At 63.2% G+C, this 22,841-nt stretch carries 19 protein-coding genes; 12 read left to right on the top strand and 7 right to left on the bottom strand.

The features are described 5' to 3' along the window. Positions 1–26 precede the first annotated feature (26 nt). Positions 27–1,412 (bottom strand): NAD(P)/FAD-dependent oxidoreductase, encoded by a 1,386-nt coding sequence (locus F614_RS0107005; protein WP_019558597.1) that lies wholly within the window; start codon positions 1,410–1,412, stop codon positions 27–29. Between the two features lie 368 nt (positions 1,413–1,780). Between F614_RS0107005 and F614_RS0107000 the strand changes: the two genes are divergently transcribed. The 5 genes from F614_RS0107000 (at position 1,781) to F614_RS0106980 (ending at position 7,453) form a co-directional block, all read left to right on the top strand. Beyond that, entirely contained in the window at positions 1,781–3,187 is a 1,407-nt protein-coding gene (locus tag F614_RS0107000) for a cytochrome ubiquinol oxidase subunit I (protein WP_018882803.1), read from the top strand. A gap of 3 nt (positions 3,188–3,190) precedes the next feature. After that, positions 3,191–4,195, top strand: coding sequence for a cytochrome d ubiquinol oxidase subunit II (gene cydB, locus F614_RS0106995; RefSeq protein WP_018876313.1), 1,005 nt, complete (start codon positions 3,191–3,193; stop codon positions 4,193–4,195). 145 nt (positions 4,196–4,340) lie between these two features. After that, entirely contained in the window at positions 4,341–5,822 is a 1,482-nt protein-coding gene (locus F614_RS0106990) for a sigma-54-dependent Fis family transcriptional regulator (protein ID WP_026329824.1), read from the top strand. A 169-nt stretch (positions 5,823–5,991) separates the two neighbouring features. Further along, a complete protein-coding gene (locus F614_RS0106985) occupies positions 5,992–6,648 on the top strand; it encodes a hypothetical protein (RefSeq protein ID WP_018876315.1) in 657 nt (218 codons plus the stop codon). A gap of 178 nt (positions 6,649–6,826) precedes the next feature. Next, positions 6,827–7,453, top strand: coding sequence for a peroxiredoxin (locus tag F614_RS0106980; protein WP_018866042.1), 627 nt, complete (start codon positions 6,827–6,829; stop codon positions 7,451–7,453). Positions 7,454–7,691: 238 nt separating this feature from the next. Here F614_RS0106980 and gloA read toward each other — a convergent pair whose 3' ends face one another. The 5 genes from gloA to trxB form a co-directional block, all read right to left on the bottom strand. Beyond that, positions 7,692–8,192 (bottom strand): lactoylglutathione lyase, encoded by a 501-nt coding sequence (gene gloA, locus F614_RS0106975; RefSeq protein WP_019558595.1) that lies wholly within the window; start codon positions 8,190–8,192, stop codon positions 7,692–7,694. 403 nt (positions 8,193–8,595) lie between these two features. After that, positions 8,596–9,270: a hypothetical protein gene (locus tag F614_RS0106970; RefSeq protein ID WP_019558594.1), complete on the bottom strand. Its 675-nt coding sequence runs from the start codon at positions 9,268–9,270 to the stop codon at positions 8,596–8,598. Between the two features lie 296 nt (positions 9,271–9,566). Beyond that, a complete protein-coding gene (gene aat, locus F614_RS0106965) occupies positions 9,567–10,322 on the bottom strand; it encodes a leucyl/phenylalanyl-tRNA--protein transferase (RefSeq protein ID WP_019558593.1) in 756 nt (251 codons plus the stop codon). 444 nt (positions 10,323–10,766) lie between these two features. Beyond that, positions 10,767–12,005, bottom strand: coding sequence for a GNAT family N-acetyltransferase (locus F614_RS0106960; protein ID WP_019558592.1), 1,239 nt, complete (start codon positions 12,003–12,005; stop codon positions 10,767–10,769). Between the two features lie 4 nt (positions 12,006–12,009). Continuing rightward, positions 12,010–13,128, bottom strand: coding sequence for a thioredoxin-disulfide reductase (trxB, locus tag F614_RS0106955; protein WP_026329823.1), 1,119 nt, complete (start codon positions 13,126–13,128; stop codon positions 12,010–12,012). 528 nt (positions 13,129–13,656) lie between these two features. Between trxB and F614_RS0106950 the strand changes: the two genes are divergently transcribed. The 7 genes from F614_RS0106950 (at position 13,657) to F614_RS0106930 (ending at position 22,155) form a co-directional block, all read left to right on the top strand. Further along, positions 13,657–16,551, top strand: coding sequence for a ribonucleoside-diphosphate reductase subunit alpha (locus F614_RS0106950; protein ID WP_019558590.1), 2,895 nt, complete (start codon positions 13,657–13,659; stop codon positions 16,549–16,551). Between the two features lie 109 nt (positions 16,552–16,660). Then, entirely contained in the window at positions 16,661–17,899 is a 1,239-nt protein-coding gene (locus tag F614_RS0106945) for a ribonucleotide-diphosphate reductase subunit beta (protein WP_018137604.1), read from the top strand. Positions 17,900–17,961: 62 nt separating this feature from the next. Beyond that, complete coding sequence (locus tag F614_RS14445; RefSeq protein ID WP_081619694.1) at positions 17,962–18,651, top strand: ImmA/IrrE family metallo-endopeptidase; 690 nt, start codon at positions 17,962–17,964, stop codon at positions 18,649–18,651. Positions 18,652–19,461: 810 nt separating this feature from the next. Beyond that, the gene (locus tag F614_RS14430; RefSeq protein ID WP_196800284.1) at positions 19,462–20,559 is read left to right on the top strand and encodes a site-specific DNA-methyltransferase; all 1,098 of its coding nucleotides are present in this window, start codon (positions 19,462–19,464) and stop codon (positions 20,557–20,559) included. Then, positions 20,556–21,407 (top strand): NotI family restriction endonuclease, encoded by an 852-nt coding sequence (locus F614_RS14425; RefSeq protein WP_081619692.1) that lies wholly within the window; start codon positions 20,556–20,558, stop codon positions 21,405–21,407. The genes F614_RS14430 and F614_RS14425 overlap by 4 nt, the downstream gene beginning before the upstream one ends. 98 nt (positions 21,408–21,505) lie before the next feature. Beyond that, a complete protein-coding gene (locus tag F614_RS14825) occupies positions 21,506–21,892 on the top strand; it encodes a hypothetical protein (protein WP_155986835.1) in 387 nt (128 codons plus the stop codon). Between the two features lie 83 nt (positions 21,893–21,975). Beyond that, positions 21,976–22,155, top strand: coding sequence for a hypothetical protein (locus F614_RS0106930; protein WP_019558588.1), 180 nt, complete (start codon positions 21,976–21,978; stop codon positions 22,153–22,155). A gap of 197 nt (positions 22,156–22,352) precedes the next feature. Here the strand turns inward: F614_RS0106930 and F614_RS0106925 are convergent, their stop codons facing one another. Further along, positions 22,353–22,667: a hypothetical protein gene (locus tag F614_RS0106925; protein WP_017940341.1), complete on the bottom strand. Its 315-nt coding sequence runs from the start codon at positions 22,665–22,667 to the stop codon at positions 22,353–22,355. Positions 22,668–22,841 lie beyond the last annotated feature (174 nt).

Here is a 22,841-nt window from a genome sequence, read left to right as displayed (position 1 = left end):
CCTGTTTCGCCCGGTTGCGGCATTGACTAGCGCAGGTAGCGTCCGCGCAGCATGTTGAAGTACAGCGGCTTGATCATATGCACCTTCAGGCGCCACCACATCCAGCTGGGTTCCCCCTGGTCGAGGAAGCTGAAGGTCGGCACCTCCTGCAGGGTGTAATCGAATTCCACCAGTGCGGCCTTGCCCACTTCGGTGATCAGCGGGCAGGAGGTGTAGCCGTCGAACTGCCGCGACGGTTCGCGATCCTGGATCACGTCCACCAGGTTGTCCGGCATCACCGCGCCATGCGAGCGCACGGTGGAGGCGGTCTTGCCGATCGCGGTCGCGACGACGTCGCCGGCGCCGAAGATGTTCGGGTAATCCGTATGCTGCAGCGTGCGGTCATCCACCGCCAGCCAGCCTCCGGCCGCCAGGGGACCGTCCTCCACCGCCAGCCCGGCGTCACGCACAAAGTCGTGCGCGCGCATCGGCGGGGTCACGTGGAGATAGTCGTAGTCCACCGTCTCGCGCCCGCCGTCGCGGGTCTCGAACTGGGCCTGGCGGGCGTCGACATCCACCGCCACCAGGGCACCTCCGTCGTTCACGCTCACGCCGCGTTCCGCATACAGGTCGCGCACCATGTGGTCAAAGCGCTGCACGCTGAACAGGGTGTCCGACCCCGTGTGATAGTGGAAATCGGCCCCGGCGCGCTGACCGGCCGAGCGCAGCAGGTCATCGGCGATGAAGGTCGCCTTGATCGGCGCCCCGGCACACTTGATCGGCGTATTGGGGATGGTAAACCGCGCCACCCCGCCGTTCTCGCCGAACGCATGGATCTGTTCGTAGGCATCGCGTGCGGCCTCGGCGCTGGCATACAGGCTGGTCAGGCCGGGACGCCCGATATCCTCGCGGCGCAGCCCTTCGATGGCTTCAAAGTCCAGGTGCAGCCCGGTGGCGACCACCAGGAAGTCGTAGTCGAGCCGGTCGCCGTCGGTGGTCTCGACCCGTTGCGATTCGGGATCGATGGCCGCCACCGCGGAGCGCACCCAGTCGACGCCGCGCGGGATATAGCGTTCATTGCGGCGCTGGACCTCGCCCACGGAATAAACGCCCGCGGCCACCAGGGTCCAGCCGGGCTGGTAATGATGGATCTCGCTGGGCTCGACGATGGTGATGCGTGCGCCGTCAAGCAGGTCGCGCAGGCGGGCGGCCATGGTCATGCCGGCGGCTCCGCCACCGAGCACCACGATGCGGGCCTGGCTGGAGACCGCCGCGCGGGCCGGGGCGGCCTGCACGCCAGTCGCCGACACCAGGCCGGCGGCACCGGCGATCTTCAGGAAATCGCGCCGGGACAGTCCTCGCAAGGTCTCCCGGGCCTGCCGGGCCAGGGCCTGGTCAATCTCGGGGTGCTTCGGGTCTTCGGGCTGATGCATGGCTCTCTCCGCGTATCCGTCTGCCGCTCCGGGGACCGGGCGGGCCAGTTCTGAGGGTCGCGCCGTCTGCCGGGCGCTTCGTGTGACGGAATGCTTACAAGTTGCATGCCAACACCGGCAGACCGCCCCGTCGGGGCCTGGGCGACCGTGCTGGCGGTGATGGCCTGCCATAAATGGCAGTCACCTGTGGCCTGGCTGCCAAAAATGGCACAACCGGGGCGGCATTGGCGGGCGTTGGCCAGGCGCCAAGACACGGGCCAGTCGCCTGCAGCGCGCCGCCGGGGTCCGGACCGGAACTCTGGCACGGTACTTGTTAGGGGTTCATCGATACGTCATCCCGGCGTGCCCCTGATAACGGAGGAAAGGCCATGGAGCTCGACCCCATACTACTCTCGCGAATCCAGTTCGCGTTCGTGGTTTCGTTTCACGCGATCTTCCCGGTGTTCACGATCGGGCTGGCTTCGTTTATCGCGTTTCTGGAATTTCGCGCCTGGAAGACCGGTGACACGATCTATACCCAGATCTCGAAGTTCTGGATCAAGATCTTCGCGGTGGTCTTCGGTATGGGCGTGGTCTCCGGCCTGGTGATGTCGTTCCAGTTCGGGACCAACTGGAGTGCGTTCTCCTATGCCACGGCCAATTTCCTCGGGCCGGTGCTGTCCTACGAGGTACTCACCGCGTTCTTCCTGGAGGCGGCGTTCCTGGGCGTGCTGCTGTTCGGGCGTGACCGGGTGCCGCAGGGCGTGCACCTGTTCTCGGCCCTGATGGTCGCGCTGGGCACCTTCATCTCGTCGTTCTGGATCCTGGTGGCCAACAGCTGGATGCAAACGCCGGTCGGCTTCGAGCTGCAGGACGGGGTGTTCCATGTCACGTCCTGGATCACGGCGATCTTCAACCCGAGCTTTTGGCCGCGCTTCTTCCACATGGGGCTGGCCTCTCTGCTTACCGCCGGCTTCGTGGTCGCCGGGGTCTCCGCTTGGTATCTGCTGCGCCAGCGCGACGTGGTGATGAACCGCAAGGCCCTGGGCACCACCATGTGGGTGCTGCTGTTCGCGGCCCCGGCGCAGCTGGTGGTCGGTGACATCCACGGCCTCAACACCTTCGAGCATCAGCCGACCAAGGTGGCGGCGATGGAAGGCGTGTGGGAGACCGAGCGCGGGGCGCCGCTGCTCTTGTTCGCGATCCCGGACTCGGCCAACGAGACCAATCACTTCGAGATCGGTATCCCGAAGATGGCGAGCTTCATCCTCACCCACGACCTCGACGGTGAAGTGCCCGGTCTGCTGGAGGTTCCGGCCGAGGAACGTCCGCCGGTGGGCATCACCTTCTGGTCGTTCCGCATCATGGTCACGATTGGCATGGTGATGATCCTGTTCGCGCTGGCGGGCGCCTGGCTGCGCTTCCGCCGCCGGATGTATGCCTCGCCGCTGTTCCTCAAGGGGCTGGCCTGGATGATCCCGGCGCCGTTCCTGGCGGTGGTCGCGGGCTGGTTCGTGACCGAGACCGGGCGCGCGCCCTGGCTGGTCTACGGCGTGATGAATCATGCCGAGGGCATTACCCCGGCCCTGACCGGTGGCATGGCCCTGTTCACCCTGATCGGCTATGTGGCGGTCTACGCGGCGGTGTTCACCGGGGGCGTCTACTACCTGGTGCGCATCGTGCGTCAGGGCCCGGAACCGGCCGATGCCGTGCATGCGCCGGCGCACGCCAAGCGTCCGCTGTCGGCCGCTGACACCTTCGTCGATGACGCCGCGGTCAGCGGTGCAAGGAGCTAAGTGATGGAAACCACGATTGATATCACGCTGATCTGGGTCGTCATCATTGCCGTGGGCGTGATCGCCTACGTGCTGATGGACGGGTTCGACCTCGGGGTGGGGATCCTCTTCCCCTTTGCCCCGGGGGAGACCTCGCGCGACGTGATGATGAACTCCGTCGCCCCGGTGTGGGACGGCAACGAGACCTGGCTGATCCTCGGCGGCGCGGGCCTGCTGGCCGCCTTCCCGCTGGTGTACTCGGTGTTCCTGCCGGCGCTTTATATCGGGGTCTTCCTGATGCTGGCGGGGCTGATCTTCCGCGGCGTGGCCTTCGAGTTCCGCTTCAAGGCGCACCGCTCCAAGGGCCTGTGGAACGCCGCCTTCGCGGTCGGCTCGGCGGTGGCGGCCTTCGCCCAGGGCGCGGTAGTGGGTGCCTATATCCAGGGCTTCGAGATGGACGGCTTCAGCTTCGCCGGCGGTCCGCTCGACTGGCTGACGCCGTTCACCGTCCTCACCGGCATCGGGCTGCTGGCGGGCTATGCCCTGCTGGGCGCGACCTGGCTGATTGTGAAGACCGAGGGTGATACCCAGGCCTTTGCCTATCGGGTGGCACCCTGGATGCTGGCGGTCGTGCTGCTGGTGTTCGGCGCGGTGAGCCTGATTACCCCGTTCATCGACCCGAAGGTGATGGAGCGCTGGATGGGGACCTGGCAGTACCTCTGGGTGCTCCCGGCGCTGGCGCTGTTCTCCGCCTGGGTCCTGATCCGCGCGGTGCGCCGGCGAGATGAAGGGATCCCGTTCGTCGCCACGATTGCCCTGTTCATCACCACTTACCTGGGACTGCTGGTGAGCAAGTGGCCGTACGTGGTGCCGCCGGACTACACCTTCTGGGATGCCGCCTCCTCGCCGGATGCACAGCTGTTCATTCTGGTGGGGGCGCTGTTCGTGATCCCGATCATCCTGGGCTACACCGCCTGGACCTACTGGGTCTTCCGCGGAAAGGTGACCCCGGAGACCGGGTATCACTAGGCGCGAGCGTCCGGCGCGTGCCACAGGGCCGTTCGGGAATGCGCGAGTCCGCCATTCAGGGCACCCATCCTCGCGGCTGCAGGGAGCCGGCGGCGGGGCAGGGTCCGGATGGCGGGCCGTCAGGTCACCAGTAAGGGGTGATGCCATGGTGTTGAACATCGCTCGGCTGAACGTGTCTATGGGACAGCGTGACGGCGTCGGTTCCGGCGTCGGATACGCCTTCCAGGACCCCTTGTTGCGAGGCGACGTGACCAGCATCCCGAAGAAGGAGTCGGCACCCCTGGACCCCAACGTGGGGACCCTGCGCCAGGTGCTGGAGGTATTTCGTGAACCGGCCATCCTGCTGTCCCCGGATTATCGGATCCTGGCGGCCAATGGCGCCTACCAGCGCATCTACGGGACTGATCGCGATGGCTCCGGTCGCACCTGCTTCGAGGCCTCCCATGGCTTCCGCCGCCCCTGCGACGAGGCGGGGGAGTCCTGCCCCCTGCGGGCCGCGCTGGGCAGTGGCCACCGCGAACGCGTGCTGCACGTGCATCACACCGAGGCCGGGCGCGAGCACGTGGACGTCGAGTTGCTGCCGATCCGGGATGCTGACGGGGAGATCCGGTACCTGATCGAACGCCTGCATCACCTGCCGGTGTCCGCGCCACAGGCGGGCAGCGGCGGGCTGGTCGGTCGCTCCAGGGCCTTCAATGCCATGCTGGGGATGATCAGCCGGGTGGCGCCGAGCAATGCGTCGGCCCTCCTGCTTGGCGAGTCCGGCACGGGCAAGGAACTCATCGCCCGCGCGATTCACGAGGCGAGTCCGCGGCACAAGTCGCCGTTCGTGCCCGTGGAATGTTCGGGGCTGACCGAAACCCTGTTCGAAAGCGAGCTGTTCGGCCACGAGCGCGGTGCCTTTACCGGCGCCGCGTCGGCCAAGGCCGGGCTGGTGGAGGCGTCAGCCGGGGGCACCCTGTTTCTGGACGAGGTGGGGGATATCCCGCTGAGCCAGCAGGTCAAGCTGCTGCGGCTGCTGGAGACCCATGCCTATCGCCGGGTCGGAGGCGTCGAGTCGCGGCGGGCGGATTTCCGCCTGGTCTGCGCGACCCACCGCGACCTCGAGTCCATGGTGCGTGCCGGCGAGTTTCGCGAGGACCTCTACTACCGCATCAACACCTTTCCGATCGAGGTGCCCCCGCTGCGCGAGCGGGTGGAGGACATCCCGTTACTGCTGGAGGCCCTTGGCGAGCGCCTGGATCTGGTCGTGCCACCGCGCCTGGAAGACGAGACCCTGAGAGTTCTCGAGCAGTATTCCTTCCCCGGCAATGTGCGCGAGCTGCGCAACATCCTCGAGCGCGCGGCCTTGCTGGCAGACGGCGAGGCGATCCGTCCGGAACACCTGCCGGACCGCGTGCGGCAAGGCGGTCCGTCCCCGGTCGGGGCCAGGACTGGCGGACTGGAAGGGTTGCTGCATCCGCAGTCACTGCGCCCGCTGGACGAGGTCGAGCGCGAATACCTGCGGCACGCGGCTGCGGTGTACCCCGGGGACCGCCGTGCGCTGGCAAGGACCCTCGGGATCAGCGAGCGCAGCCTGTACCGCCGTCTGAGCCAGCTGGAGGGCGACGCCGACGAGCAAGACTGAAAGTGCCCGGGCGGGCCGCGTAACGCGTCTCGCCCGAGTTTGAACGACGTCCGCGTGGGCGGTCGGACGTCCGGCCACTGCCTGTCACAAGGCACGGGAGTGGTGAGATACCGCCATAAGCATCAGTAAAACACGATATTCCAATACAGCTTAAAGACCGGAGTCTCTGATGAAAAAGACCGCAATGACCCTCTCCCTGTCCGCCGCCCTCCTGGCGACCCCGATGCTGGCCGCTGCCGAGCCCCTTTCGTTTGGCGAGCAACAGACCATCCGCTCCATGGCCAGTGCCGGGGTCGGGCAGGCCATCGTCAACCAGATGGGCGCCGGTTCGATGGCCGTGATCAATAATCCGTCACCCATCTGTGGTGCCCTGGCGGGTGGCCTGGGCGCATCCATGCTCTCGGCCGATCCGCGGGCGGGCTTCCAGATCGCGACGCTGCGCTCCGGCGAGGATGCCGCCGCCGCGGTGCATGTGACCGCGGACAAGGACGTGGCCTACCTGGCGCTGGGGGGCGAGCTGGATCGCGATGAGAACGTGGCGCTGGCCCACGCCTACCTGCAGGAGCTCGCCGCCTCGGAGTGGGACGGCACCCTGGTGCTGCACATCTCCTCGTGGATGCAGAAGCAGGTCCAGGCTGTCGCGGAGGCCGACGAAGCGGTGGCTGACTATCTGGAAGGGCTCCGCATGGTGGCGCTCCAGCCCGACCTGGAGGCGGGTCAGGCGGTGATGCTGGGCGTGAACTTCGATGGCGACGGCTTCACGACCGAGGAGATGGGTCGTCAGGACATGCGTGAAGACCTGGTGGACTTGTTCCGTCGCATGTAGGCCCGTGGTCAGCGGGCTGGGGCAGGGGCCGTCTTGCCTGGCCCGCTTTAGTGAAAAACTATCGTTGCGTTAAGAAATAAGTAATTCACTATATTCGGGTCGACAGATAAAGTAAGACGTACATGGAGGCACGACCCCATGAACGACCCGATCAAACTTTCAAAGCAAGGAGTACATCATGGCACTGCGTTTGGGCGATACCGCACCGAATTTCCAGATTGACACCACCAAGGGCAAGATCGACTTCCACGAATGGATCGGCGACTCCTGGTGCTTCTTCTTCAGCCACCCGGCCGACTTCACCCCGGTGTGCACCACCGAGATGGGCCGTACCGCGCAGCTGGCCAAGCAGTTCGCGGACCGCAACACCAAGCCGCTCGGGCTGTCGACCGACACGGTCGAGGAGCACAACAAGTGGATCGAGGACGTCAACGACACCCAGAACACCACGCTGGAGTTCCCGATCGTCGCCGACGCCGACAAGAAGATCTCGGAGCTCTACGAGATGATTCACCCGGGCGAGAGCGAGACCGCCGCCGTGCGTTCGGTCTACATCATCGACCCGAACAAGAAGATCCGGCTGATGATGACCTACCCGATGTCGGTGGGCCGCAACTTCGACGAGATCCTGCGTGTGATCGACGCGCTGCAGACCGGTGACCAGCACGGCATCGCGACGCCGGCCGACTGGACCCCGGGTGCTCGCGTGATCATCCCGCCGACGGTCAGCAACGAAGATGCGCAGAAGAAGTTCCCGCAGGGCTTCGAGGAGATCCGCTCCTACCTGCGCTACACCCAGGTCTAAGCGATCGGGCGACGATCGCACCGGCCGCAAACGCCGGAACACTCTGGGTAGTGAAGGGCCCCGCAACGGGGCCCTTTCTTATGTCCGGGTACAGCGCTTGTTGAGGTGAATCGCTGGTCTTGCCCGATGAGCCGGGGCTAGCCCCACCCCTGCAGGAGCGCGCTCGCGCGCGAAGCCCCAGCCAGCGCCGGTGGCGGGCAACACCTGGCGGCGCCACCAGCTCGGTTGGCGGTGGGGCCTACCGCCCCAGCCCCGTCAGACGGCTGGGTTCGAGGATCTCGATCCAGTAGCCGTCGAGGTCCTTCACGAACGCGATGTCCTTCAGGCCGCCCTCGTCCGGGCGCTTCACGAATTCAACATTGTTCTGGTCGAACCAGCGCACGGCCGCGTCCAGATCCGGGACCGAAAAGCAGATGTGGCCGAAGCCCTGTGGCTCTTCGTTGCCGTCGTGGTAGTGGAAGTCGGCGTCCTTCTCGGTGCCGTAGTTGTAGGTCAGCTCCAGGATGCCACGCTGGCTGAACATCCAGCGGGTGGCCTCGCCGGCGTCCTTCGGCGGCTGCGGTTCGTCCTCGCCGATCTGCGCCAGGAAGTAGAGCGTGAACTCGAACTCCGGGAAATCCAGCGTCTTCACCAGCTGCATGCCGAACACGCGCTGGTAGAAGTCCAGCGCCTTCTGCGGATCCTTCACGCGCAGCATGGTGTGGTTGAAGCGAAAGCCGGCCGTGGGATTGTCGCTCATGGTGCGTCCTTGTAGTCCGTAAGAGGGTACTCCGGAGACTGGAACACGGCCGGCCGGGTTCCCTCAAGTGCCGCCGTCACGTGTTGAGATCGAGCGGTCGGGAACGCGACTCCCCCGTCACTGCGAGGAGGCGCCGCCGACGCGGCAGTCTGTCGGGTTGCCCCGACGTTGGAGGCTGCGGTGGGAAATCCCGGCGCTTCGCTGCGGCCGGGATGATGGACCACCAGACCCCGGTCGCATGCCTGGCCGCGCAGGAGCCTGCTTGCAGGCGAAGGGCTTGCGATGGACTCCGGCGCGGGCAGGGGCTTCGCGGGCGAGCCCGCTCCTACAAGGATCGTCGCCCCGGAAACCGCGCACCGGTAATTCCGGATCTACCGGTCGGGAGCCCGCGTCATCGACCGGGCTACCCGCGGCAGAAGGGCCAGACCTGGTAGAAGCGGCGGCAGCGGAACTCGGATTCGCAGCTCGCCAGCTGGGACTCGTAGCGGTCGGCCCGCTGGGCGACCTGGCGCGCCGCGGCCCGCACCTGCGGCTTGTTCTGATAACTGCCACGGCTGTAGCCGCCCTGACCCTCGTGGTAGGCGAGGTAGAGGTGCTCCGCGTTGTGCAGCGGTACGCCGGTCATGCGCCGGGTGCGATCGTTGTACCAGCCGATGAAGTCGGTGGCGTGTTTCATGTGCGTGCGCCGCGCGAAGCGGCTGCCGGCATCCTCGCGGTATTCGCCCCAGACCGGATCCTGCGCCTGCGCGTAGCCCCGCGCGGAGGACGGGCGGCTCCACGGGATGAAGCCCAGCAGCCGCTCGCGGTCCGGACGGACGTGGCTGCGGAACGAGGACTCCTGCTGGATGAACGACATCTGCGTGGCGATGGGCGTGCCCCATTCGCGTTCGGAATCACGCGCGTAGTCGTACCAGCGTGGCTGCTCGCGGAAGATCTCGCAGATATTGCTCTGATCCGACGGCGGCGATGGCGCCAGCGTCGCACAGCCCGCCGTGATTGCGGCCAGCGCCAGCATCAGGCCCGCGCGCAGCCCGTTGAGCGCCATGGCCCGCCATTCCCCCTGATCTGCCTTGCCCACCCGAATCTCCCGCTCGGTTCCCCAGTGGCCGGGAGTATAAAGCACCCGCAACGGGGGCCAAGGGTGCGCCGGCTGACGTGCCCGGTTTCGGAGGCTGCCCCGGCCCCTGCGGCGCCTCGCAGTGACGGGCGCGGGGGCGAGCGGGGAGGGAGCTCCGTGGCGGGGTCTGTGGCAGTGACCTGTGGGAGCGGGCTTGCCCGCGAATGGCTCTTGCCAATGTCCGACGCGGGCAGGGGCTTCGCGGGCGAGCCCGCTCCCACAGTCTTCTCCCACAAGGTGCGCTTGTGAGACCTCTGCTATGGGGCGGTGTTCCAGCCGGGGTCGAGGGGGCTCAGGGCAGGGTCGGTCTGCCATGGGCCGGGTTCGACGGGTTCGTTTGCGATGTCGCGGATGCGGGCGATGAATTCGTGGCGGGGCAGAGTGATGGCGCCCAGGTTGAGCAGGTGGGCGGTCTCCATCTGCACATCCACCAGCGGCCAGCCCCAGGCGACCAGGTGGCGGCAGAGCCAGGCCAGGGCGATCTTGGAGGCGTCGCGCTCGCGCGAGAACATCGACTCGCCGCAGAACAGCCGGCCCACGGACACGCCATAGAGCCCGCCGATCAGGCGCGGGCCGTCCCAGACCTCCACGGAGTGCGCGTGGCCTGTTCGATGCAGGGCAATGTAGGCGCGCTGCATGCTGGTGGTGATCCAGGTGCCGTCGGCGTAGTCGCGCGGCGCGGCGCAGGCCTCGATCACGGCCTCGAAGGCGCGATCGAAGCTGACCGTGTAGCCACGGTTGCGGATCGCCTTCTTCAGGCTGCGGTGCAGGCGGAAGTGGCCCGGCTCCAGCACCGCGCGCGGGTCCGGGCTCCACCACAGGATCGGCTGCCCGGCCTCGAACCAGGGGAAGATCCCGGATCGGTAGGCATTCAGCAGACGTGGCACGGACAGATCGCCCCCGGCCGCGAGCAGGCCGTTCGGCTCGGCCAGGGCATGCGCCGGGTCCGGGAACGGGGCCTCCGGGTGCTCCGGGTCCAGCCAGGGCAGGGTGATCTGCGGGCTGGAGTTCATGGGGCGCTTCCGTGCATGACCCGAGATTGGAGGCCCGGGTTCTGTAGGAGCCTGCTTGCAGGCGAAGGGCCAGTGGCGGCGCCCCGCGCGGGCAGGGGCTTCGCGGGCGAGCCCGCTCCCACGAAGATCGTCTCTGCGGGGCGACCCGGGCCCCGGTGGTATGCCAAGCCTTGTAGGAGCCGAGCCCTCTCGGCGATTGCGGCATTGGCTACGCCCCATCGGCCAGAGGGCTGGCCTCCTACAGGTTGGGTCCGGCGTGCGGGGTGTTGTAGGAGCGCAGCCCCCTGCGCGATGGGGCGTGGGGATGGCCCCCATCGGCCAGAGGGCTGGCCTCCTACGGGTTGGGTCCGGCGTGCGGGGTGTTGTAGGAGCGCAGCCCCCTGCGCGATGGGGCGTAGGGATGGCCCCCATCGGCCAGAGGGCTGGCCTCCTACAGGGGATGGTTCAGGCGCGAGGTGCATCGTTGGGTTGGACCTGCCGGTAGGGCGAGTGTTCGTGCAGGCGTTCGCAGTGGGCCTGCATCATCTGGGCCTCGCGTTCGCAGAAGTCGCGCACGGGCTGGTCGAAGCCCTCGGTCAGGATCATGTGGGCGGAGTAGGTGGGCGTGGGCAGGAAGCCGCGCGGGATCTTGTGTTCGCCCTGGGCACCGGGCTCGAAGCGGGCCAGTCCTTCGCGGATGCAGAACTCGATGCCCTGGTAGTAGCAGGTCTCGAAGTGCAGGTCGGCCAGCTCCTCGGTGCAGCCCCAGAAGCGCCCGTAAAGGGTGTCGTGGCTGCGATAGCAAAGGGCGGCGGCGATGGTCTCGTCGTCGCCCGCATCGCCTGGGCGTCTTGCCTCGAACAGCACCACCTGGTCGCCCAGCGCCGCAGCCGTCTCCACAAAAAAGGCCTCCGACAGCGTCGGGATGCCCATGTGCTTCTCGAAGGTGTCGACGTAGAAACGGTGGAAGCGCGCCCAGTCCTCGGGCGATCCGGTGGCCCCGGTCAGCGTGCGGAACTCGATGCCGGCCTCATTGACGCGGCGGCGTTCGCGCTTGATGTTCTTGCGCTTTTTCGAGCTGAGCGCGGCCAGGAAGTCGTCGAAGCTTGTGTAGTCCGCGTTCGTCCAGTGGTACTGGCAGCCCATGCGCTCGGCCAGCCCCAGCTCGCGGGTCACGTCCAGATCATCCTGGTTGGGGAACAGGATGTTCACGCCCGAGGCATTCAGTTCGCGCCCGCGGGTGACCAGGGCGCGCACGAGCAGGGTGCGCAGGTGATCGAAGTCCGGCGCCTCCGGGTGCACCAGCAGGCGTGGGCCGGTGGCGGGGGTGTAGGGCACGGAGACGACCAGCTTGGGGTAGTAGTTAAGCCCCTGGCGGTTCCACGCGCTCTCCCAGGCGAAGTCGAACACGAACTCGCCGTAGTTGTTGGTCTTGGCGTAGGCCGGCGCGGCCGCGACGAGCTGGTCGTCGCGGAAGATCAGCACGTGCTGCGGGAACCAGCCGAACTGGCGCCCCAGACACTCGTGGCGTTCCAGGCCCTCCAGGAAGGCGTGGCGCAGGAACGGCTCGGTGCCGCCGGTCAGGGCGTCCCAGGCGGCCGGGTCCACGTCGGCCAGGCCGTCGCGCAGTTCGACACGTTCCGGCGTGTCGCCCGAGTCGTCCTCCGGCGGGTGCGGTGCCTGGGTATCGCCCTCGGCGCTCACGTGATCAACCGAGCTTGTCCAGGTACTTCTCCGCGTCCAGTGCGGCCATGCAGCCGGTGCCGGCGGAGGTGACCGCCTGGCGGTAGACATGGTCCATCACGTCGCCGGCGGCGAACACGCCCGGTACGGAGGTGGCGGTGGCGTTGCCCTCCAGGCCGCTTTGCACCTTGATGTAACCGCCTTCCATGTCCAGCTGGCCCTGGAAGATGTCGGTGTTCGGCTTGTGGCCGATCGCGATGAACACGCCCATCACGTCGATGTCCTTCGTCTCGCCGCTCTGGGCGTGCTTCAGGCGGGCACCGGTCACGCCGGTCGCGTCGCCGAGGATCTCGTCCAGGGTGTGGTTCCACTCGATGGTGACGTTGCCGTTCTTTTCCTTCTCGAACAGCTTGTCCTGCAGGATCTTCTCCGCGCGCAGGGCATCGCGGCGGTGCACCAGTACGACCTCGGAGGCGATGTTCGACAGGTACAGGGCCTCTTCCACGGCGGTGTTGCCGCCGCCGATCACCGCGACCTTCTGGTTGCGGTAGAAGAAGCCGTCGCAGGTCGCGCAGGCGGAGACGCCCTTGCCGGCGAAGGTGGTCTCGGACTCCAGCCCCAGGTACTGCGCGGAGGCCCCGGTGCAGATGATCAGGGCATCACAGGTGTATTCCCCGGAGTCGCCGATCAGGCGGTAGGGCTTGTCCTTCAGCTGCACCGTGTGGATGTGATCGAAGATCACCTCGGTGTCGAAGCGCTCGGCATGCTTCTGCATGCGCTGCATCAGTTCGGGGCCCTGCACGCCCTCGTTGTCGCCTGGCCAGTTGTCCACGTCGGTGGTGGTCATCAGCTGGCCGCCCTGTTCCAGGCCGGTGATCACGACCGGATTCAGGTTGGCGCGCGCGGCGTAGACCGCGGCGGTCCAGCCGGCCGGGCCGGAGCCCAGGATCAAGAGCGGACAGTGGCGCGCTTCCTTGCCGCTGTCCCCCTTTTTCGGTTCGGACTCGGCGGCGCCGCCCAGCTGGACGGCGCCGGTAGCGGCCTGCACGGCCCCGGTGGCGCTGGCCATCTTCGGGGTTTCGGCCTGGGCCTTGTCGGAGGCGTTCTTCTTCTTGTCTTTCTTGGACTTCTTGGCGTCGCTCATGGCGCTCTCCATCTCGCAACAATGAATTCCGTGGCGGGGGCGGCGGGGCCGTCCCTGCGAGTGCTGCACACGATACCGGATCGTCGGGCGTGGGCCCGGGTTCCATGAATCGGGTAGCGGGATCCGGGGTGCGCCCACAGCTGGCGGGCCATCCCGGATCGGGGATCGATATGGCGGGGATTATTGGGAGGCCGGACGGCTTTGTCCAACGCGGTCACGGGCACCGGGGGAACGCCGCGCCGGCTGGGAGGGCGGGACGCATTTGGTTAATCGCGGTCGATAAAACATTTTCATGATCGCGCGGGCCGGATCGCGGCCCGGGCAGTCACTACATCGGCGTTTGGTGGATAACCCGGGCGCCCCTCCGGGAACGGCGGCAGGACGGGGAATCGCCGTTTTTATCCACAGCTTGCTCACGGGTTGTGCGCGGCTTGTTCTTTCGCGAACCACTATATCTAGTGGCTATGCAGTTCCGGATCCCCGATCTATAGTACTTCACGTTCGATCCAACACCAGCGCGAGGCCGTCATGAACAGCGAACCCTACACCGCCGAAGCCCCCGAGGGCACCCAGTACCCGCCGCAGGCCGAACCGTCGGCCGAGGTCCTGGCGACCAGCCCGGGCCAGCATCAGGTGATTCGCCGTAACGGCAAGGTCACGGGCTTCGATGCCTCCAAGATCGAGGTGGCGGTGACCAAGGCCTTTCTCGCGGTGGAGGGCGGCAATGCCGCGGCCAGCCGCCGCATCCACGAGGTGTCGAAGGAAGTGGCCGGGCAGGTGGTGGACAGCCTGTTCCGCCGCGCCGGCACCCAGGGCATGACGGTGCATATCGAGGATATCCAGGACCAGGTGGAACTGGCCCTGATGCGCGGTGGCCACCACAAGGTCGCGCGGGCCTACGTGATCTATCGCGAGCAGCAGGCGCAGAAGCGCGCCGCCGAGGCCGCCGAGCAGTCCCCGGAAGAGCAGGAGGCTGCCGCCAGCCTGAACGTGACCCGCGCCGACGGCACCCAGGCCCCGCTGGACGAGGCGCGCCTGCAGGCGGTTGTCGCCGAGGCCTGTGACGGCATCGAGCACGTGGACGGCCAGAAGATCCTGACCGAGGCGCGCCGCAACCTGTTCGACGGCGTCGCCGAGAAGGATGTGGCCACCGCGCTGGTGATGGCCGCCCGCGTGATGATCGAGAAGGAGCCGAACTACTCCGAGGTCACCGCGCGCCTGCTGATGGACGCCCTGCGCCGCGAGGCCCTGAGCTTCGTGCACGGTCGCCCGGAAGAGGCCACCCAGGCGCAGCTGGCCGAGCGCTACGCCGAGTACTTCGGCGCCTACATCCGGCGCGCCGCCGACCTGGAGCTGGTCGACAGCGAGCTGACCCGCTACGACCTCGACAAGCTGGGTGCGGCGATCAAGCCCGAGCGCGACCTGCAGTTTACCTACCTGGGCCTGCAGACCCTGTACGACCGCTACTTCATCCACTCTGACGGCACCCGCTTCGAGCTGCCGCAGGCGTTCTTCATGCGCGTGGCGATGGGCCTGGCGATCAACGAGATCGACCGCGAGGCGCGCGCGATCGAGTTCTACAACCTGCTGAGCTCGTTCGACTTCATGAGCTCCACGCCGACCCTGTTCAACTCCGGCACCCTGCGCCCGCAGCTCTCCAGCTGCTACCTGACCAGCGTGCCGGACGACCTGGACGGCATCTACAGCGCCATCCGCGACAACGCGCTGCTGTCCAAGTTTGCCGGCGGCCTCGGCAACGACTGGACCCGCGTGCGCGGCATGGGCGCCCATATCAAGGGCACCAACGGCAAGTCGCAGGGCGTCGTCCCGTTCCTGAAGGTCGCCAACGACACCGCCGTGGCCGTGAACCAGGGCGGCAAGCGCAAGGGTGCCGTGTGCGCCTACCTCGAGACCTGGCACATCGATGTCGAGGAGTTCATCGAGCTGCGCAAGAATACCGGCGACGACCGCCGCCGCACCCACGACATGAACAGCGCCAACTGGATCCCGGACCTGTTCATGAAGCGCGTGGCCGAGGACGGCGACTGGACCCTGTTCTCCCCGAACGAGACCCCGGACCTGCACGACCTGGTCGGCGCCGAGTTCGAGAAGCGCTACTGCGAATACGAAGAGAAGGCCGCGCGCGGCGAGCTGCGCGTGCACAAGACCATGAAGGCCGTGGACCTGTGGCGGAAGATGCTCGGCATGCTGTTCGAGACCGGCCATCCGTGGATGACCTTCAAGGACCCGTGCAACCTGCGCAGCCCGCAGCAACACACCGGCGTGGTCCACAGCTCGAACCTGTGCACCGAGATCACCCTGAACACCTCGGATGACGAGATCGCGGTGTGCAACCTGGGCTCGATCAACCTGGCCGCGCATGTGAACGAGGCCGGCGAGCTGGACCAGGACAAGCTCGAGCAGACCGTGAACACGGCCATGCGCATGCTCGACAACGTGATCGACTACAACTACTACTCCGTGCCGCAGGCGCGGCGCTCCAACCTGCGCCACCGCCCGGTGGGGCTGGGGGTCATGGGCTTCCAGGACGCGCTGTACAAGCTGCGCGTGCCGTATGCCTCCGAGGCGGCGGTGGAGTTTGCCGACACCTCCATGGAGGCGGTGTCCTACTACGCCATCAAGGCCTCGACCGATCTGGCCGAAGAACGCGGGCGCTACGAGAGCTTCCCCGGCAGCCTGTGGAGCCAGGGCATCCTGCCGATCGACTCGATCGACAAGCTGGCCGAGACCCGCGGCGACTACCTGCAGATGGACACCACCCAGCGCCTGGAGTGGGACAAGCTGCGCAAGCGGGTGAAGAAGGTCGGCATGCGCAACTCCAACACCATGGCGATCGCGCCGACCGCGACCATCTCCAACATCTGCGGGGTCAGCCAGTCGATCGAGCCGACCTACCAGAACCTGTTCGTCAAATCGAACCTGTCGGGCGAGTTCACCGTGATCAACCCGTACCTGGTGCGCGACCTGAAAGACCGCGAGCTGTGGGACGAGGTGATGGTCAACGACCTCAAGTACTACGACGGCTCCGTGCAGCCGCTGGACCGCGTGCCGGAGGACATCAAGGCCCTGTACGCCACCGCGTTCGAGCTGGACACCCGCTGGCTGGTCGAGGCCGCCTCGCGCCGGCAGAAGTGGATCGACCAGGCGCAGAGCCTGAACCTCTACATGGCCGAGCCCTCCGGGCCCAAGCTGGACGCCCTGTACAAGCTGGCCTGGGTGCGCGGCCTGAAGACGACCTACTACCTGCGCTCCATGGGCGCGACCCACGTGGAAAAGAGCACCGTGGCCGACTCCTCGCGCGCCAACAAGCTGAACGCCGTCTCCGGCGGCCAGCAGGCGGCCGAGCCGGAAGCGCCCAAGGCGTGCTCCATCCTCGACCCGGACTGCGAGGCCTGCCAGTAAGGCGGGCCCGCCCACGGGCACCGAATACGCACCACACACTGATCACAACGCACTGAACAAAAGGCCCGGCCACCGCGTCGGGCCGCCACCGAAAACAAGAGGGGACACTATGCTTTCCTGGGACGATCCGATCGCAGCCATCAAAGGCGAAGGCCAGAAAGAACCCGCCGTCCGCCCCGGCATGGGCTTTCAGGAGAACGAAGCGCTGATGAGCACCGCCGGCGCCGCGCCCAGCGTCTCGCCGGAGCCGGAAAACGCCGGCCAGCCGCTGGCCGAGCCGAACGAAGACGCCCTGACCGGCACCGGCCTGGAAGACCTGGAGATGGGTGCCGAGCGCATCCGCGTGGATGACAAGAAGATCATCAACTGCCACGCGGACCTCAACCAGCTCGTGCCCTTCAAGTACAAGTGGGCCTGGCAGAAGTACCTGGACGGCTGCGCCAACCACTGGATGCCGCAGGAAATCAACATGAACGCGGACATCGCCCTGTGGAAGGACCCGAATGGGCTGACCGAGGACGAGCGCACCATCGTCAAGCGCAACCTGGGCTTCTTCTCCACCGCCGACTCGCTGGTGGCGAACAACCTGGTGCTGGCCGTGTACCGCCACATCACCAACCCCGAGTGCCGCCAGTACCTGCTGCGCCAGGCCTTCGAGGAGGCGCTGCACACCCACGCCTACCAGTACTGCGTGGAATCCCTGGGCCTGGACGAGGGCGAGATCTTCAACATGTACCGCGAGGTGCCCTCCGTGGCCACCAAGGCGGAGTGGGCCCTGCCGTTCACCAAGCACCTGGCGGACCCGAACTTCCGCACCGGTACGCCGGAGGCGGACCAGAAGCTGCTGCGCGAACTGATCGCCTTCTACGTCGTGTTCGAGGGCATTTTCTTCTATGTTGGCTTCGTGCAGATCCTCTCCATGGGCCGGCGCAACAAGATGACCGGCGTGGCCGAGCAGTTCCAGTACATCCTGCGCGACGAGTCCATGCACATGAACTTCGGCATCGACGTGATCAACCAGATCAAGCTCGAAAATCCGCACCTGTGGACCGAAGACTTCAAGAACGAGATGCGCACCCTGATCTCGGATGCCGTGGAGCTCGAGGCGCAGTACGCCCGCGACACCATGCCGCGTGGCGTGCTCGGCATGAACGCGCAGATGTTCGAGGAATACCTGCACTTCATCGCCAACCGTCGCTGCGCCCAGATCGGCCTGGCCGAGCTGTACCCGGGGGCCGACAACCCATTCCCGTGGATGAGCGAGGTGCTCGATCTGAAGAAGGAGAAGAACTTCTTTGAGACGCGGGTTACGGAGTATCAAACGGGTGGGGCGTTGAGTTGGGATTGAGCGTTTAGGAGCAATCTTCCATGAATCGGAACCTCTATATGAATTAACGCCTTAGGTGAGCTATGAATAAGCAGCGGATTGAACAACAGGCGAGGGACCTTCAGAAGGAGATCTGGCGCTCCCGAAATACCCTGTGGGGAAATGAACCGATTCCGCCCCTGCCACAATTGTTCAGTGCGTCCGTTGCATCCCAAATCTTGGGGTTTCAGTACGACCGCGTTCCAGATCTTGGCCGTTTCGGAGGACCTCAAGGTCGATATGAGGTGGCGGGGTCGATCGATCGAAATCGGGAGCGCATTTCGGTCTCTACAAAATTCGGATTAACCGTCGAGAGATTTACCGGTGCCCATGAGGTCGGGCACTGGCAGCTTCATCCTGACCATACGCATATGCATCGTGATCGACCGATTGAAGGCTATCCTGCACGCAATCGCACTCGTATACCCATGGAGCGTGAAGCTGATTACTACGCGGCCTGCTTCTGCGTCCCGAGCAAATTGCTTCTCGAACACTTCCGTCAGCGTTTTGGAGATATCGACCAATTCCGCTTGAACGATACTACCGCGTTCTTCCTGAGCCCGGGGAATCCTGGGCAGCTGATGGAGGCTGTTGACGACTCTCTGGAATATGCGGCCGCCCTTGCAGGTGCTTCGTCTTTCGGCGGAGATCGCTTCGAACCCTTGGCCTCAACCTTTTGCGTCTCAATTGCCACCATGGCAATCCGACTAAAAGAAGTCGGACTTCGTCGCTAACAATACCGTCAGCGGTGAGGCAGGCGAGTGCACTGTTACGTTGCCGAGTTAACTGATGTGGAGGCTACTATGGGCCGGTATTGCGTAAACAAAAACCCTCAGTCGTCCGGTGAGCGCGAAGTGCATAAACGTGGATGCGTGCATTACCCGCGGGACTATATTGACCTTGGCGTGCACAGCACTTGTCAGTCAGCCATTCGTGAGGCTCGCAGGCACTACGCGAACGTGGACGGTTGCTTTTACTGTTCACCTGCGTGCCATACCAAATAAGCAAAAACGCGGGGAAGGGCGCGTCCGTGATTTTCCGGTCGGCTCGGCGCCCTTATCCATTGCGAAGCCAGCGCGGTGCTGCGTTGGGATATTTCCTCGGCAGCGCTTACCCCTGCGAAACGGCAAATGCCAGTACGTCGCGTTCATCGCCAAATGTAGTACCGAATCCAGTAGCAATACATCTTTTCCGTCCGCGGGCTGTACCACCGGGTGCGCAGCGTTGTCCGTACCCTCTCCATCAACCGGAGTCCCTTCGAAGTGGCGTCCATGCCACGCCTCCACTCAAACAGTATACTGTCTAGCTATACAGTAACCTGCCATGTGGCGCAACGGCCCTGCGAGATATCCACGGCGTAGGTCGCACCGAACAACCGCAAGAACCGGATTATCGGGGAGAATCCCGGATTCCTGCCACGGTCCAATATCCGAATGAACACGCGCGCACGTTCATTTCATATCCGTGCGCGCTACCCAATCACTGTTATGCCCCTTTGAGGCAAAGAATAGATTCCGGCCTAAATGGCTTTAACAGAGAGAATTATGCAGAAAGCAAAAGAATCACCTTTTCTTAGTGAACGAGGAATTATCGAAAATGGTTTCTCGGAGAGACTTGAAGAGTACAAGAGCAGTTCAACGACATCGCCATTGCTGATGCTTGGTGATGCACTGGGTGTTCTTAAAGAACTCCCAGATTCATCAATAGATTGTGTAGTAACCTCACCCCCTTACTGGGGCAAAAGAGAGTACGACAACGGCGGGATTGGCTTAGAGTCGGATTATCGAGACTTCGTTAAAGATTTATGCGCTATTTTTCTAGAGCTAAAGCGTGTTCTAAAAGATGATGGGTCGTTCTGGCTCAACATGGGTGACTCGTACAAAGCCAAGAAGTTACTTGGGATTCCTTGGCGTGTGGCATTTGAGCTTACCGATAACCAAGGATGGATTCTTAGGAATAGCGTCATATGGAACAAAGTAAAGAGCGGTATGGACAACACTAAAGATCGCCTTGGCAATGTTCATGAGAATGTATTTCATTTTGTTAAAAAAAATAAGTACTACTATGACGCTGACTCGATAAGATCTAAATCTCGCCAAACAAAGGTTGTAAACGGGGCGGTAGTTTCAGCAACAGGTGTTTCAGGAGTCCGCTACAAGCGACAAATAGAATTATCAACAGCGTTAAGCGATGAAGAAAAGTTATTGGCTCGTGAAGCCCTAGATAGCGTATTATCTGATGTTGCAGAAGGCAGGCTGTCAGACTTTAGAATGGTTATTCGGGGGCAACAGCGATCTACGCACTCGGACAAAGAGAAGGTTTCTGGCCGTGCAAAAGAGCTTCGGGACAAGGGTTTTTATTTCCTTAAATACCATCCAAAGGGAAGCAAACCAACAGATGTATGGGACATTATTCCAGAGGATACGCAAAAACGAGATGCGCATTTTGCGCCGTACCCAGAGGATTTGTGCAGGATTCCCATTTTAGCTACATGCCCAGAAGATGGAATTGTGTTAGACCCGTTTTGTGGCACCGGAACGACTCTTTTGGTAGCGAAACAGCTAAATAGGAAATCCATTGGTATTGATATATCCAAACAATATCTTGATATGTCAGAAGAACGGAGTTGGTCGCTTTTATGAGTAAGGTTTTGGAACTATTTGGCCATTCCACTAAAGTCGCCAACGAAAACTGGCAGACTATTGTGGATGAGCAACAATGCCCATTTCTAGGTAAGACCTGTTACAAGGTTAGAAAAAGTAATCCGGAAATTTCGATTGGAACTTGTACTGTTTTGTATGGCAGAGAAGAGAATCCAATCATTATTTGCCCTACGCGGTTAATTGACAAACGTAAGATATTTACTGATTGCCTTCACTTATTGACTACGCATGAGCCGGGAAATGAGTTGCATATTGTCCCGGAAGTATCAATTCCAGGCGGTAGCGTTGATTACTTCTTGGTTTCTGTAAAAAGCGGAAAGGTGAAGGATTTCGTCGGAATTGAACTACAAACACTTGATACATCTGGCACAGTTTGGCCTGAACGGCAGCGCCTTCTGAAAGACTTGGATATAGACCAAGAAGGAAATGGTGAGGATTCCAAAAAGTCTTTTGGCATGAACTGGAAAATGACGGCAAAGACTATTTTGGTTCAGATGCACCATAAAATTCACACGTTCGAGCATGTGAATAAAAAACTTGTTTTGATCGTCCAGGATAACTTATTGGATTATATGACAAAGGGGTTCAATTTTGCGCATTTAAGCAGTCCAGCAAAGATTGGCGACCCTATGCATTTTCATGCTTACAGCATTTCTGAGCAAGAATCATCAGAATATGCAATATCAATGGAAAGCCGGCTGAGTACAGATGCAGATGGGATTGGCCAATGCTTGGGGTTACAGGCCGAAGCAAAAGTTGAACTACAGCAAATCCTAAATGCGCTTGAGTCGAAAATTTCACCTCGAACACTATTTGCACCTGTGTAGCGTAGTCAAGAGGGTTGGCATAACAATCGGCTGTTGTCGGACGTGCCTACGCTGCGCTCCGGCACGCCGCAAAGCCGGGCGTTATGCATAGGGAGCCCATGAACCAGGACCAGAAAGAACGATACGTGCGGTGGCAGAATTACCGCATCACACAGTTGTCATTTTCGATCAACCTGTTCCTTGGATTTGCAGTTGCGTCATTAGCCTATGCCATCAACCTGAAGCTAGGGGAAGGTGCTTCTCATGCGGTGCCTCTGGATTGTGTAATTATTTTGTGGTCTGTTTCGGCAGCGCTTGGCTGTGCAGCAACTGTATCGCGGCTCCTTGATTACCGTTACACCGCGAAGAAGATCAAGGACGGAGGGTGTTTCAACACTTTCATGGCGAAATGGAGCGGCCCGGTTACGTGGGGCTTTTTTTGGCTACAAATCTTAGCTTATACAGTAGGCGCGTACTTGTTCATCCAGGGGGTTGTAAATTCATAACAAGTTGCAGCAGTTCGCGCCTACGGCGCCGGACGCTCGTTCCTCGCGCCGCTGTGCAAAGCGTTATATGCAAAGGAGGGGGTATGGGATTCTTCGGCGGGCCTTCTAAGGGCACTCTATTAACTATGTCTCAGGGCATTGCCGCTGTTGCGATGCAGATTCAGATGCTCCAGCAGGCTGAAGGCTCGGAAATGGGGAAAGAAGAGGACACCCATGATTTCTTGACAGAAGAAGAGGACACCCATGATTTCTTGACGGTCTGATGCGGGCTGTCTAGGTTTCAGGGGGAGTGCATGGACCAGGGAGGGTCCGGAGATGACGCGAGCCAGGAAGGGGACCGAAGAAAGGGACAGCCATGATTTCTTGCGACAGACGATGGAGACAGCCTGGATTGATGCGATGTGGCTTCGTGGGTCGGTGCGCCCATAGCGCCGGCGCCCGGGGGCACCGACGCATTGGGCTAGAACAGGCCGCAGGCGGGGCCGGTGCGTGCCGAGCGGACGTTGCGGATGTCCGGGTGGGCTCGCAGGTCATCCACCATCTGGCTGTACAGGCCGTCCGGGACGTCGCGTGCGAAGGTGATATCGACGGTGCCGTTGCGGCGCATGTTGTAGGCGGTGAAGGCGTCCGCCTCGTAATCGAACAGGATCTGGGCGAGCGCATCTTCGGAAGCGAGTGCTTCCGGTGTGTTCGGCTGGGAGGTGGATGCGCAGCCGCTAACGGCGAGCGGAAGCGAGATCAGGAACAGCAGGGCAAGGGTGAAGCGGATGTTCATGGCGGTGTCTCCTTGCTGGGAGCGACAGGAATGCTCCCCCAGACCATGGCGTTCGGTGCCCACTGACTCGCAGCGGCAGGCCCACGGGCTTTTTACAAGCATATGTTAAAACCAGAAGAAAACAAGGGTAGGGGGTTGGGGCATGCGACTTGGGGCCGCGCGAATGGAACCCGC

Source organism: Thioalkalivibrio sp. ALE12, assembly GCF_000381105.1.
Taxonomy (GTDB): Bacteria; Pseudomonadota; Gammaproteobacteria; order Ectothiorhodospirales; family Ectothiorhodospiraceae; genus Thioalkalivibrio.
Note: the sequence above shows the minus strand (reverse complement) of the source record. Positions and strands in the feature narration are given on the sequence as shown.